The organism is Chryseobacterium hagamense, from assembly GCF_007991455.1.
Classification (GTDB): Bacteria; Bacteroidota; Bacteroidia; order Flavobacteriales; family Weeksellaceae; genus Chryseobacterium; species Chryseobacterium hagamense.
This window is the reverse complement of sequence record NZ_BJYJ01000003.1, coordinates 231,290-245,705: the sequence shown is the minus strand read 5'-3', so window position 1 is coordinate 245,705 and position 14,416 is coordinate 231,290. Positions and strand designations below refer to the sequence as shown.

Here is a 14,416-nt window from a genome sequence, read left to right as displayed (position 1 = left end):
AGTAAAAGATTATGAACGAAACGCTGATGTTGCCCACCCTGGAAGCTGTGGAGAAAGCCCGGAAAAATATAGAAAGTGTTGTAAATTACACACCACTGCAGTACAGTCAGAGGTTATCGGAAAAGTTTGGCGCCCGTATTTTTCTGAAAAGGGAAGACCTGCAGCCGGTGCGGTCGTACAAGCTGCGGGGTGCCTATAACAAAATCAAAAGCCTTTTCCAGGAAAGGAAAACCCATGCCGGAATTGTTTGTGCAAGTGCGGGAAACCATGCCCAGGGCGTTGCTTTTTCCTGCCGGCAGCTCGGCATCAGGGGAACCGTCTTTATGCCGGTAACGACGCCCAAGCAGAAGCTGGAACAGGTAGAAATGTTCGGTGGCGGTACCATCGATATCCGGTTGGCTGGTGATACGTTTGATGCCGCTAAAAGTGCCGCCTTGGATTTTGCTGCCGCTTCCGGAGCGGCCTTTATCCATCCGTTTGACGATGTTCAGATTATCGAGGGACAGGCTACCCTGGCCCTGGAAATCCTGGAACAGCAGCAGGAAACGGTGAATTTCATGTTCATTCCGATCGGCGGTGGCGGCCTCGCTGCCGGAATTGCAACGGTATTCAAAGCCCTTTCTCCGGATACCCTCCTGATCGGCACGGAACCGAAGGGGGCTTCTTCCATGAAAATATCCATCGGCAACAATTCGAATACGGAACTGCCGGAAGTCGATAACTTTGTCGACGGAGCTGCGGTGAAAAGGGTAGGAGACCTGAATTTCGAGATCTGTAGACACGCACTGAACGACTGTATCGCGGTGGATGAGGGCCGGATCTGTGATACGATCCTCCAGCTCTATAATAAAGATGCCATCGTGCTTGAACCGGCCGGGGCCTTATCGATTTCCGCACTGGACCATTACCGGGACCGGATCCGTGGGAAAACGGTGGTCTGCATCGTCAGCGGAAGCAACAACGACATTACGCGCATGGAGGAAATCAAGGAGCGGGCATTGCTGTACAAAGGGCTGAAGCATTACTTTATGGTGAAATTCCCGCAGCGGCCGGGGGCCCTGAAGGATTTTGTGCTGAACGTCCCGGGTTCCGATGATGACATCACCCATTTCGAATACACCAAGAAAAATTCCAGGGAAACAGCGCTGGCCATCGTCGGTATTGAACTTTCGGATCCTTCCGATTTTGAAGGACTGAAATCCAGGATGCAGCAGCTCGGCTATTTCGAATCTTATCTTAATGACAACCCGGATGTACTGAATATGCTGGTGTGATTTAAACTGCAGAAGCGGCAAAAGATATTCATGTTGCATAAAAATTGAATATAAAACGCATAGCAGCATATAAAAGTTTGTAGCCTTGGAAAGGTTTTCGAATTTATTTCATATATACATAAACTATAAAACAGAGCTTTAATTTTTATCATTTATAGTTAAATAAGGCTATTAAGCATCTCGCAGATTTTGCAGATGGCGCATATAAAATGCAAGCACATCTATAGGGATAGCCAAAATAAATATGAAGCACATGTATCGTCTGAAATTTTAGTTTTGGGATAAATGATACATTGTTTATTGGTTCTGAAAAAAATTAATACTGATATGCCCCAATCGGAAATTCCGGCTACAAGATCATGACAATCGGCTACAAGGATTTGCAATGAATTTCTGAACTTTGCTGTATCAAAAATAATTAAAATGAAAGTATTTGTTACAGGAGCTTCGGGCTTTGTAGGTTCGGCCGTTGTTCAGGAATTAATTAATGCCGGCCATCAGGTGATCGGACTGGCCCGTTCGGAAGAATCGGCGAAATCCATCCGGGAGGCGGGTGCCGAAGTGTTATCGGGAGGACTGGAAGATCTTGATGTTTTAAAGCAGGGGGCTTCTCTGGCCGACGGGATTATTCACACCGCGTTTATCCATGATTTTTCCCAGTATCACAAATCCGGTGAGGTCGATGAAACGGCGATCCGGACCATGGCCGAAGCGGTAAAGGAAAGCGGAAAGCCGATGGTTGTAACGGCAGGACTGCTGGGGCAACCTTTGATCAACGGGTTTATTACCGAAGAAAGTTCGGCAGACCATTCACTGAGAAAATCTGAAACCACCGCCCTGGCTTTGGCAGAAGGAGGGGCTGACATTTCAGTGATCCGTCTTCCGCCGTCGGTTCATGACCTAGGGGACAAAGGCTTCGTACCGTTTATCATCGGTCAGGCCCGCAAAAACGGCGTGTCGGCTTATCCTGCAGACGAAAAAAACTGGTCGGCCGTTCATCGCCTGGATGCTGCCCGTGCTTATCGCCTGGCTGTTGAGAAAGGAGCAAGGGGTGCAATATACAATGTAGTCGGCGATTCTTCAATTCCGCTCCGGGAAATTGCCACGGTGATTGGTGAAAAGCTGAATCTGCCGGTGCAGCCATTGTCAGAAGTAGAAATGGAAAACCATTTCGACTGGCTCAGCCGTTTCCTGGTTTATGAAGGTGCCGCGACAGGAACCCGCACCCGGGAAGCCCTGAACTGGGAACCGCAACATCCGGGACTGCTGGAAGATATAACAGAAAACTATTTCATCTGATGACAGCCGGTAGCTGAAAAGAGCCGAGGCCCGGATGATGGCATGACTTCGGTAACCTCAGCCACCGGGATCTGAAAGATCTCCCGCAGATTTCGCTGAATAAATGCGTTTATTTGACATATAAGTCACAAAGAAAGATTCTAAAAGGTTGCGTATATTTTCAGAACAGATGAGATTAAAAATCAAAGATTTTTAAAAACTTTGGTGCGCTTTATTAGGCATCAGGTATTCATCTTTATTCTACAGTATGAATATCTTTTGTGGCTTTTGTGGTTGAGCTATTATGATGTGGCTTCGGCTCCGCTCAGCCACCGGTGATTCCGATGATTTAACGAGGGAGCATAAAAATCTTTGATTTTTTCTGATGTGATCTAAAATATGCGCGACGAATGTAAACAAAATCTGATGTGACTGATGTGTCATAACTTTTGTGCTTAAATTTTTTCAGCTCAATCTAAATCACAGAAATAATAAAGTGTTAAAACCATTAAACAATAAACCGTACCTTCGGATTATGGAACAGCGACCCATCCAAAGAATAAAAACCATCAGCGAATTCCACCGGCTGCGCGGTTTTCCGCCACCGGAACATCCGCTGATCAGCATTGTCGATTACTCGAAGATCGTGCACTCCGAGGACATCGGCGAAATCAGCTGGGTACTTGATTTTTACCAGATCAGCCTGAAGAAGGGAATGATGACGAAATTCAGGTACGGCCAGCAGGATTACGATTTTGACGAAGGCCTGATGTTCTTCATGGCACCCGGGCAGGTATTCCGGATCGAAGCTGCGAAAAATCCCAATGCCGAACGTTCCGGCTGGATGCTGATGATCCATCCCGATTTCCTGTGGAATACGCCGCTGGCCAATATAACCGGACGGTATGAGTTCTTCGACTATTCAGTGAACGAGGCCCTTTTTCTTTCGGAAAAGGAAAAAGAAACGCTGAATGCCATCGTAAGTACGATCGGGCAGGAGTACCATTCGGCGATTGACGCATTCAGCAAGCAGATCATCATTTCGCAGATCGAAACCCTGCTGCATTATTCCGAAAGATTCTACCATCGCCAGTTTATCACCCGGGAAAAATCCAGCCATGAAATCCTTGGCCGTCTCGATGCCCAGCTTTCCACGTATTTCAACAGCGACGATCTGATCTCCAAAGGTTTGCCGTCGGTGAAATCCGTTGCGGGAGCACTCGGCGTTTCCCCGAAATATCTAAGTGGTTTGCTGAAAGTCCTCACCGGCCAGAGCACCCAGCAGCACATCCACGGAAAGCTCATTGAAAAAGCCAAGGAAAAACTCTCCACCACCAGCCTTTCCGTCAGTGAAATCGCCTACCAGCTAGGCTTCGAGCATTCCCAGTCTTTCAGCAAACTTTTCAAAAGCAAAACGAAACAGTCGCCGCTGGAGTTTCGGCAGGGGTTTAATTGAGGATGCAAAATCTTTAATTAAAATTATGGAAAATCTTATTCTGTTTTGGACTAAATAAGATTGAAAATAAAACCTGAGTCCCACACCTGCTCAGCATGGATTGTGTTTAAAGTTAAAAATTTTCAAAAAAAGTACTTTTGAAATATAATTATTTATTAACTTTATCCAAAACTAAGTCCCATGAATTTCAGTCAATTACCGGCTATTCCTGATATAGGAGAGCCTCTGTCTTTTTCCTTAAAATTCACCTTTTTCTTACCCTTCGCGGGACTTAACTTATTTATGTACCATCATCATATGCCCGGGCTGAGCCATGGTCCCGAATTAACCCTGCAGTTTCTGGTCTGTACCGGAAATCTACAGGCTTATTTTGCTTTCAGGGGAAACTGTAACACTTGTGAGACCTTATGGGCGTTACCGGACCCTGCGTTCGAAAGATGAAAATGGAAACTCAATTTTTTTAAAAACGAATACTTATGGAACATCAAAAAAACATTAACACCAGTTTTGATACGATCCTGGACAAATACGGAACCTGTATTTTCAAAGGAAATGAAGAAATAGGGACGCTTCTGAAAAGAATGGAAGAGCTTTCCGATAAAACATTTTCCGACATTACTTCTGCGGAAGGCGGTAAAAAGCTGTACTGGGTAGATTTTGTTCAACAGGGTGGGGGCGTTCTCGGCTATGCGCTGGTAGGATATACCTTTGTGCTGGAATATGTTGGGATCCGTTTTTTAAAGCTGGCGGGTACCAGCGCAGGCGCCATCAATACGGTTTTTCTGGCGGCCATCGGTGAGAAAAATGATCCTAAAAGCCCGGAACTCTATGATATGATCTTCAACGAAAGCCGGTTTGACGTAAAAGGTTTCGTGGATACCAAAAACATTCTGCTCAGGCAGCTTATTCTCAGGGGAAAAGGGCTCGTCATGAACTTTCTGGGCATCTCGCTGGTTTTGCTGCTGCTGATGCTTTTTCCCTTGCCCTGGCTCAGCCATGTCGGAAACGAAGGAAAAGTGGTTTACGGGATTTTTACGGTAGTCTTTCTGTTGTGGACCGGATATCTCATTCTCCTGATCAGAAAATTTGCAACCAATCAGTTCGGAATTAATCCCGGAGATAAGTTCGAAGCCTTTCTGGAAAGGGAACTGGCCGGTTTCGGGATTACCAGCCAGGAAGAGCTGGATGATAAAGCTAAACTCAAGTTCAGCCTGAATATAGCTGATAAATCATATACCGCTGCCGGAAAAAGCACGATGCGCCTGAATCTGGAATCGGAAGACGTTTTACGGACGGGCTATGACGTACTTAAAACAGATTATTCGTTTGTAACCACGGATATCTACAATAAGTGCAAGGTTGTACTTCCGAAAGAAGTGAATCTGTACTTCGGTGAATCTGAAGCCGCCAAAAACAATCCGGCTCAATACGTCAGGTCATCCATGGCTATCCCATTCTTTTTCAAGCCTAAAATTTTTGAGACTTATACCGAAAAGGTGGAGCAGGATGGCAGCAGGAGTTTCCTGTGGGAAATCTGGAAAGGAATCGACAGGGAAGATGTAAAATCCTACGGCATTATGATCGACGGCGGTTCATTGTCCAACTTTCCAATCAACCTTTTTCATAACAGCGAGATTTCGGTACCACGCTTCCCGATCTTCGGTGTCAGGATCATAGACGAGCGCCCTGTGGAAAGAGCCGTGAGAAATGGTATTGAGACAAAAGCAAATATTTCTTTCGGAGGATTTATAGGACAGATGATCGATACCATCCGCAACAATGAAGACAATTCATTCCTGGCCATCAACCCTTTCTATAAAAAATACTGTATTTCTGAGATCAGAGTGTACCGGACGGAAATCAGCTGGCTGAATTTCAACCTGACCTCAAAGGAAAAAGATGCCCTGTTCCTGGAAGGCGTAGAAGCCGCTCTGGAATTTTTGGAAAAATTCGACTGGAAAGAATATAAAATACAAAGACAGAACATTAAATAAACTGATATGATACTGAGAATATTAAAAGATGCCTGCATCCTTTTCGCCGCTGCCCTGTATGGGGTTATCATGTTTTTGCAGCTACCGAAGGCTGTAATGGCTCTGGAAGGAAAATCATTTGAAATTAATTCATCAGCGGATTTTCAGGAGGTTTACCGGGGATTTCCTCACCTGAGGGCCGCAGAGTTTACGACCCTTAATTATGATGATATCTTTTTATGGGTATACGGGATTTTCCTCATTACTTATGTGCTGACGCTTAAAAGCATCAACGCTGATGATAAGCGAATGAGAAAAATCCGACAGGAAGACCGGAAAAAAATGACCCCGATTTTAAATGTTCTACTGGTGGTTTCCGTTGCCTATGTCATTTCCGACTGGTGGGAAAACCGGCTGTACTGTGAAATTATAAGCCGTACCGACGTTACTGTTTCCGGGCTGCCGTTCCTGGCGAAAATGAAATGGCTGCTGGCCTTATGCCCGCTGGCCGGCTGTATCATTATTGATAAAAAATATTTCAGGAACAACTTCAATATTCTTTACAGGATCGTCATTGTCATCGGAATAATGGCGACAGTCATGATAGTTCTATCCGTTCAGCCTTTGATCTCGGAATTGTTTGCTAGAATTGATGCCATCCGATGGTACGCGATGTCTACTTTATTTGGTTAATACAATGAATCTAACCTGAAAAGCAGCTTCTGACCGGAGAAGCAGCTTTTCAGGTCTTCCGTCCATACATCAAAATCCTTTTAAAAGAATACACCGCCGGGAGTTTCGGGAATTCTTTTGCAATTCTGCGTTTGAATTCGGTGGTAAAAGCGTTTTGCTGATCTTCGGTGAGCCGTTCCAGGTATGGGATCAGGGCAGAGCCGGAGATAAAATTAAATAAGGTGTCATGATCTTCTGCGATGATCGGATATACTTTCTGGAATACATTTAAATCTTTTAAGCCGTTTTCAAAAAGAATCTGTACATATTCATCAAGGGTTAATACGGGAGAATGGATATTCCAGCCATCCAATTGGGTACGGAAAGGTTCTTCCGATGCCAGATCAAATAAAATCCGGTTCAGGAGATTTCCCGGCTGATAGGGCATCTGTACTGCCAGCTGGCCGTCCGGATTCAGTCTGGAAATGAGTTTCGGGAAAAGGTCGTGGTGATGGTCCGACCATTGCAGCGCCGCATTGCTGAAGATGAGGTCCCAGCGTTCATCGCTTTCCAGGACTTCTTCTGTCGTCGTCTGCCTGAAATGCAGCCGTTCATGCCGGAGGTTTTCTGCCCGGGCCAGCATTTCCGGGGAAGAGTCGATGCCGGTAAAGACGGACTGCTGGAATTTTTCAGCAAGAAGGGCGGTCTGTTCGCCGGTCCCGCAGCCGAGATCGATGGCTTTCATGTTTCCGTGATCGGTAATCAGATCAGACAGATCGAAAAAAGGTTTGAAACGGATATTTTTAAACCGGTTGTAGACTTCGGGATTCCAGGGCATAACTGTTTTTTAAGACCATGGAATATAGTGATTTTATTTAAATTAAAGTGAATTCGAGCGTTTTCAATTGATGTTCAAATGTTTAATTTATTCAAAAATAAAATTAAGGCCAATCCCGTTAGGATTTAAATGGAATTTCTTCCGGCAGGATGACAAAAGATGCAGCTTGATCATAATTGCCTCTGATCCTATTTTGACAGAAAAAACTTCCTGCATCCGGCATCCCTCTTCCAGCCGTTTCATCCGAATTCACGTTAAATTAATAAAAACTTTACCGCCGGATTATCGCTTAACCGGATTATAAAATCTGCGGGCTTTCCTTGATGCTGTTCATCACGAAGATGCTTTTGGTCTGTCCGATGCCTTCGATTTCGGATAAGGTATTGACAAAGAATTCATGGAATTCATCCATATTCGGGGCGAGGATCTTCAGCATGAAATCGAAATCACCGCTGATGTTGTAAAATTCCACCACTTCCTTCAGCCTGCTCACTTCCTCAATGAATTTGCCGGCTGTTTTTTTATTGTGGACATTCAGGGCAATCATGCAGATCACCATCATTCCTTTATTCACCTTTTTCCGGTCGATAACGGTGGTGTACTCTTTGATGATGCCCAGTTTTTCCATCCTCCTGATCCTTTCATGCGTCGGCGTAGGGCTGAGGTTGATGCGGGCAGCGATGTCACGGACGCTCAGCTTCGCGTCTTTCTGCAGGATACGGAGGATGGAGAGGTCCTTTTCGTCCGGTACATAATTTTCGGTGGCCATTTGTTCTGTTTTTTATGATAAAATAAGGTTAAACGGAGATTTTGTTCTTTTAAAGTGTTTTTAAATTTAAATGTGTTCCAAAATTACTGTTTAATTTTGACAAGCGTCCTGTTAATTTTAATTTTGCAGCATAATTGAAAAATATGGAAAGAAAGAACCTGATCCTGATGATTGCCTCGGCGGGAACATTTGTAGAAGCACTGGATATTGCCATTATTAACCTGACAATCCCTTCGATTCAGGCACAATTCGGAATCGGCGCGGAGACGGTGCAATGGCTGCAGACGCTGTATGTCCTGTTTTTCGGTGGATTTCTGATTATCGGCGGAAAATTGTCCGATCAGATCGGGAGCCGGAAAATCTTTCTGTGGGGTTCGCTGATCTTTATGCTCACTTCCCTGGGAGCCGGTTTATCAACCAGCTTCGGAACGCTGGCTGTGTTCAGGGCTCTGCAGGGATTGGGTGCCGCTTTTATCATGCCTTCGGCCATGTCGATTGTTACCCATACCTTCCGGGAAGAACGCGAGCGGAGCCGGGCCATAGGGATTTTCAGTTCATTCGCCGCCATCGGGTCGGGGAGCGGGCTGTCACTGGGAGGGATCATCAGCACATATCTGAGCTGGCACTGGGTATTCCTGATCAATGTTCCGGTTTTACTGATGACCTTAATCTTTGCCCTCCGTTATCTTCCGCAAGATGAAAAAAGAGAAGCTCAGAAAACAGATTTGCTCTCAGGGGTACTGCTGGTACTGGGATTGCTGGGCCTGACCTACGGGACGCATGAACTGGTCCATATCAGAGCGCATATCTTCATGGTGACGGGATCTCTGGCGCTGGCCGCCGTACTGCTTCTGTCGGTTGTTTACCGCCTCAAATCGAAGCCTGAACCTTTGATCGACATTACTATATTCCGGCATACTTCGTTAACGGTTTCCAATTTTGCATTTGTTGCCTTAGGGGCGTTTTTTATCGGGTTTTTATTCCTGATTTCGCTGATGCTTCAGAAAGACATGGGGCAAAGCGCGGCATCGGCCGGACTGATGCTGGTACCGTTCAGCATCCTGTCGGCACTGGTGGCGAAGTTTGTCCTTCCTCATGTGGCAAAAAGAATGAATCCGTCGCAGATGGGAATTTTCGGTTGGGTCTTTATGCTTACGGGTGCCGTTTTGCTCTTAATCTCCGTGCATTCGGGGCATCCGTTGCTGCTGGTTTTATCGGGAGCCGCCTGTATTTCAGGAATCGGGATGACCTTCTGTTTTACGGCTTTATCCGTGCTGGGGATCCGGGATGTGAGCGCCTCGGATTATGGGGTGGCGGCCAGCCTGGGTTCTACCAGCTATTTCCTGGGGGCAGGACTCGGATTGTCGTTCATGACCCTGATGAGCCAGGTTTTTCCTTCCGCGCTGGCAGTAGGAACGCTCAGCATTACCATTCTGATCGGATACGCTGTTTTTGCTTTGGCCATGCTTTCGTATCTGATTTTCCGGAACCTTCGGATCCGGCAGAAAGAAATCGCCGTCTCATAAATATTTTCCTTTAACTAAATGATATTGATTGGGAACCGGTGCACTGCGCCGGTTCTTTTATTTGAAACACATGAGTCACAGAGATTTTAACGGTCTGAAAATATTTTTTAGATCACATAAGCCCTGAAAAATCTTTGATTTTTCAGGGCTTATGTGATCTCAACGAACAGTCTGGAAAGATTCTCACTGAAATCTTTACCTGACGACAGGATAGAATGAATATCAGGCTGTTTAAATAAAAAATCTTCGATTTTTAAATTCTTATGTGATCTGAAATATGCACAGCGAGAAATTAAAAATCTTATATCTCCTATGTGTTTAAGGTGTTTTTCTTTTTGTACCTTATTGAACGGTCGTACTTCCGCACAGACTCAAAAAGATGGAAGTTTAATGTGAATTCAATGGCACTTATTTGTTTTTAAGCGATTTAATGGAATTAAAAGAAAAGTGAAGATCTTAAGGCTTTAGCGTAGTGAAAAAATCAGTTGATATTCAAAATTAATGGCAATATTCTTGAACAATAGTGCTTCCAGCATCCAGCACCCCTCTTCCAGCCTTTTAAGTACGGTTTGTAACTCGAATCCACGTTAGTTTATTTGTCTTTTATTACTTTTGCTTTTTAGTCAATTATTTATGAAAATACAGATCATCAGCGACCTTCACCGCGAATTCGGAGTTTCCGACCTTTCGTTTGATAGGGCGGACGTCGTGGTGCTGGCAGGGGATGTGAATCTGGGAACCAAGGGAATCGAATGGATCAAAGAAAAAATCCCGGATCAGCCGGTCATTTATGTTCTCGGCAATCACGAATATTACAAAGGCTCCTATCCGAAAACCCTCAATAAAATAAAAGAGGCTGCCCGGAATTCCAACGTTTCCGTACTTGAAAATGATTCCGTAGATATTGAGGATGTCCGTTTTCACGGAACGACCTTGTGGACTGATTTTTCGGTATTCGGTGATCCGAGGTATTACGGGTTTGTCTGCCAGAACGGGATGAACGACTACAGGCAGATCAGGCGGGATCCGTCCTATTCGAAAATGCGGTCGGTTGACATCTTTAAGATTCATCAGTTTTCAAGATTATGGCTTAAAGAGAGCCTGGAAAGTTCAAAAGGCATGAAGAATATTGTAGTGACGCACCACGCCCCAAGTCTTCAGTCGGTTCCGGAACATTTTAAGGAAGATCCGTTAACGTCGGCCTATGCTTCGGACCTGGAAGATTTTATCCTTGATCACCAGCCGCTGTACTGGATCCACGGCCACATCCATACCCCGAAAAGATACAATATCGGAGAAACGGAAATCATCTGCAACCCGCACGGCTATATCAATGAAAGGTATAATGGCTATGAAAAAGAACTGATGGTAGAGGTTTAATGAAAAGACGATTTGTCATTTCTCTTACCCTTACCCTTTATTCGGAGCTATTTCCCGCTTTCCACTGTATCTTTTTTGTCACGGCCTCCGCTTCGCTCCACCCGCAACAAAAAAGGATGCCGTTGCAATCGGGGCTAAGATGTCCGGTGTTTATTAAAATAACATGAACAAGAAGAAGAACTTGAATTAATAGGCTGGAAGAGGGAAGCTGGATGCCGGAAGTTTTTCTTGTCAAAAATAGGGTCACAGGTCCTGATTATTAAACTTAATCTTTTGTCATTTTATCTTAGAGCGATTTCATTTAAAATGCTGACCGAATTAGCATTAGTTTTATTTTCTAAATTAATTGAAAAACGGAATATAATTTAGATACTGCCGAATTCACGTTAAAATATCAGTATCAAATCAATATTTCTCAATATTTAAGGTTATCGATTGTAAGGATGACTGGAATACTTCCAACCTCTGGCTTCCCTCATCCAGCCCATCAATCGGAGTTTTCCGGGTTTATCCATTAGTAATACAGATTCGGCCTGTCACCACTGCCAAACAAAATACCCGGGCCAAAGCCCGGGCAGTCACGTTTAGAAATATATATAAGTAAAATTACTTCAGGGTAAACTTCACCTTGGTTTTGATGGCATCCGAAGAGTTTCCGATCTGGGCTTCAAAATCGCCCGGCTCCGCTACCCAGTCGTGTTTTTGGGTGTCGAAGAAGCTTAAGGCCGTCTTATCGATGGTAAAGGTGACTTCTTTCTGTTCTCCCGGGTTCAGATATACCTTTTCAAAACCTTTCAGTTCTTTTGCCGGCCGCTGTACCGAAGACTTCAGGTCTGAAATATACAGCTGGGCGACCTCCGCTCCGGCTTTCGATCCTGTATTTTTTACGGAAACCGTAAAGGTAATGGTATCGTCCTGAGCCATCGTCTTTTTATCGGCTCTGGCTTTTCCGAATTCAAAAGTCGTATAACTCAATCCGTGACCGAAACTGAACAGCGGCTTGATTTTTTTGGTGTCGTGCCAACGATAGCCTACCAGGATTCCTTCGTTATAGGTAATATTGATCGGGTTTTTCTGGTCTTTGCCTTTATCGGCTGCCAGCTCTTCCTTATTTCCGGGATATTCTCCCAACTGGTGGGCCGAGTTGTCTTCCAGCTTCACCGGGAAAGTAAACGGCAGTTTTCCTGAAGGATTGGCATCACCCGCCAGAATTGCTGCTATTGAATTTCCGGCTTCGGAACCCAGGTACCAGGCCTGGACTACCGTCGGAACCTCTTTGATCCACGGCATGGCCACGGCGTTTCCTGAAACGAGTACTACCGCAAGGTTTTTATTGGCTTTGGCCAAAGCTGAGATCACGTTGTCCTGGTGGTAAGGCAATCCATAGCTTTTACGGTCGTTGCCTTCACTGTCCTGGAAGTCCGCTTTGTTCAGTCCGCCCACGAAAATTACATAGTCGGATCTTTTGGCCAGTTCCACGGCTTCATTCAGCAGTTCCTGCGGAGAACGGGTGTCTTTCAGGTCCTGTCCGGATTGTACGCCGTTGTATTCGCCGCCGATGTCGCCCACGTATCCACGGGCATACTGTACGTCCGACTGTTTTCCGAACCGGGATTTGATGCCGTCCAGCGGAAGGGTTTCATATTTTACTTTTAATGAAGAAGATCCGCCGCCGACCGTCATGATCTTGATGGCATTTTCTCCGATCACTGCAATTCTTTTGCCTTTACTGAGATCAATCGGAAGGACGTTCCCCTGGTTCTTCAGCAGTACAATTCCTTCTTCGCCAATTTCTTTGGCAACGGCTTTATGCTCTTCCGAAGCGATATTCCCGAAAGGCTTATTCCGGTTCATCGTTGTTTTGTAGGCTAAATTTAAAAGTCTGGAAACTTTATCGTCAAGCTCTTTGGTTCCCACTTTTCCGGATTTAATAAGATCGAGGTACGGTTTGGCCAGATAATAATTGTCGTAAGCATTTTTTGTTCCGGCCGAAAGACCGTTGGTCCAGCTTCCGAATTCAAGATCCAGCCCGTTGTGGATGGCCTGTTCGGTATTGTTTACCGCGCCCCAGTCGGATACGACGACGCCTTTGTATTTCCATTCCCCTTTCAGGATATCATTCAGCAGATACTGGTTCTGGCTGGCATACTGGCCTTTGTACATATCGTAGGCGCCCATGATCGTCCAGGAATCGCCTTCGGTAACGGCAGCCTTGAACGCGGGCAGGTAAATTTCATATAACGTACGTTCATCCACTTTCACGTTGCTCGTGTGGCGGAACATTTCCTGGTTGTTCAGGGCAAAATGCTTTACCGACGTAGCCACACCGTTGGACTGTACGCCTTTGATATAAGGCACCACCATTTTTGATGTTAAATAAGGATCTTCGCCCATGTATTCGAAGTTTCTTCCGTTCAGTGGCGTGCGGTAGATGTTCACGCCAGGTCCCAGAAGGATATCTTTCTTCCGGTAACGGGCTTCTTCGCCAAGCGCTTTCCCGTAATTCCACGACATTTTTTTGTTCCACGTCGCGGAAAGAGCAGTCAGGGCAGGATAGGCAATAATGGAATCGTTGGTCCAGCCCGCCTGGTTCCACTCGTCCCACATCACTTCAGGGCGCACCCCGTGCGGGCCATCAGTCGTCCAGAATTCGGGGATTCCCAGTCTCGGAACGCCCGGTGAACTGAATTTCGACTGCGCATGAAGCATCGCCACTTTTTCTTCCAGCGTCATTCTCGATAGGGCATCCTTTACACGCTGTTCCACAGGTTTCGACTCGTCCAGATAAACGGGAAGTCTTGTATTTTGAGCCATATAAGAAACAGAAATAAAGGTAAATAAACTTACAATGGCGGTTTTCTTTAGCATAAAAATCCTTTTTTTGATTGATAGCAAAAATAGCAAAAAAAATTATAGTCTCAAATTGAGAAAATAAAAATTAGGATAAATGGTTATTAATAACCAGCTTTATAGCCTGTAAATTCAGCTTTCACAAAAGCATCAATAGTACCGTGAATTCGAAGAAGAATCTGGATTAAGAGCTGGGAGAGGAATGCCGGATGCCGGAAATCATCCCTGTCAAACATAGATCCATAGGTTTTGATCATCAAACCAGACATTTTGTTATTCTGTCAGAAGAAGTCCTTATTTAGTCCTGAATAAAACAGTCTTGGTTTTATTTTAAACCAAAGTCTGATTTATATTATTTGAAAGCTCCCAAGTGATGGCTTAGAACAGAGTAGGATACAAT

Annotated in this window: 10 protein-coding genes; 7 read left to right on the top strand and 3 right to left on the bottom strand. The window is 45.1% G+C overall.

Going from position 1 to position 14,416, the window contains the following annotated elements; all coding sequences use genetic code 11:
• Positions 1–11 precede the first annotated feature (11 nt).
• The 5 genes from ilvA to CHA01nite_RS05720 all read left to right on the top strand — a co-directional run bounded on the left by ilvA (position 12) and on the right by CHA01nite_RS05720 (position 6,674).
• A complete protein-coding gene (gene ilvA, locus CHA01nite_RS05740) occupies positions 12–1,274 on the top strand; it encodes a threonine ammonia-lyase IlvA (RefSeq protein WP_146940353.1) in 1,263 nt (420 codons plus the stop codon).
• Positions 1,275–1,697: 423 nt separating this feature from the next.
• Positions 1,698–2,573 carry an SDR family oxidoreductase gene (locus CHA01nite_RS05735; RefSeq protein WP_146940352.1) on the top strand — a complete coding sequence of 292 codons (876 nt, stop codon included), beginning with the start codon at positions 1,698–1,700 and terminating at the stop codon, positions 2,571–2,573.
• A 514-nt stretch (positions 2,574–3,087) separates the two neighbouring features.
• Positions 3,088–4,008 (top strand): helix-turn-helix domain-containing protein, encoded by a 921-nt coding sequence (locus tag CHA01nite_RS05730; RefSeq protein ID WP_146940351.1) that lies wholly within the window; start codon positions 3,088–3,090, stop codon positions 4,006–4,008.
• 476 nt (positions 4,009–4,484) lie between these two features.
• Positions 4,485–6,002 (top strand): patatin-like phospholipase family protein, encoded by a 1,518-nt coding sequence (locus CHA01nite_RS05725; protein ID WP_146940350.1) that lies wholly within the window; start codon positions 4,485–4,487, stop codon positions 6,000–6,002.
• A 6-nt stretch (positions 6,003–6,008) separates the two neighbouring features.
• Positions 6,009–6,674 (top strand): hypothetical protein, encoded by a 666-nt coding sequence (locus tag CHA01nite_RS05720; protein WP_146940349.1) that lies wholly within the window; start codon positions 6,009–6,011, stop codon positions 6,672–6,674.
• Between the two features lie 49 nt (positions 6,675–6,723).
• Here CHA01nite_RS05720 and CHA01nite_RS05715 read toward each other — a convergent pair whose 3' ends face one another.
• On the bottom strand, positions 6,724–7,491 hold the full coding sequence (locus CHA01nite_RS05715) for a methyltransferase domain-containing protein (protein WP_146940348.1): 768 nt from the start codon (positions 7,489–7,491) through the stop codon (positions 6,724–6,726).
• 298 nt (positions 7,492–7,789) lie between these two features.
• A complete protein-coding gene (locus CHA01nite_RS05710) occupies positions 7,790–8,260 on the bottom strand; it encodes an Lrp/AsnC family transcriptional regulator (protein WP_146940347.1) in 471 nt (156 codons plus the stop codon).
• Positions 8,261–8,403: 143 nt separating this feature from the next.
• On the opposite strand from CHA01nite_RS05710, the gene CHA01nite_RS05705 reads away from it, so the two are divergent.
• Together CHA01nite_RS05705 and CHA01nite_RS05700 are read left to right on the top strand one after the other, a co-directional pair.
• Complete coding sequence (locus CHA01nite_RS05705; protein ID WP_146940346.1) at positions 8,404–9,786, top strand: MFS transporter; 1,383 nt, start codon at positions 8,404–8,406, stop codon at positions 9,784–9,786.
• Positions 9,787–10,419: 633 nt separating this feature from the next.
• A complete protein-coding gene (locus CHA01nite_RS05700; protein WP_146940345.1) occupies positions 10,420–11,166 on the top strand; it encodes a metallophosphoesterase in 747 nt (248 codons plus the stop codon).
• 606 nt (positions 11,167–11,772) lie between these two features.
• Here the strand turns inward: CHA01nite_RS05700 and CHA01nite_RS05695 are convergent.
• Positions 11,773–14,034, bottom strand: coding sequence for a glycoside hydrolase family 3 C-terminal domain-containing protein (locus CHA01nite_RS05695; protein WP_146940344.1), 2,262 nt, complete (start codon positions 14,032–14,034; stop codon positions 11,773–11,775).
• Between the last annotated feature and the right edge of the window lie 382 nt (positions 14,035–14,416).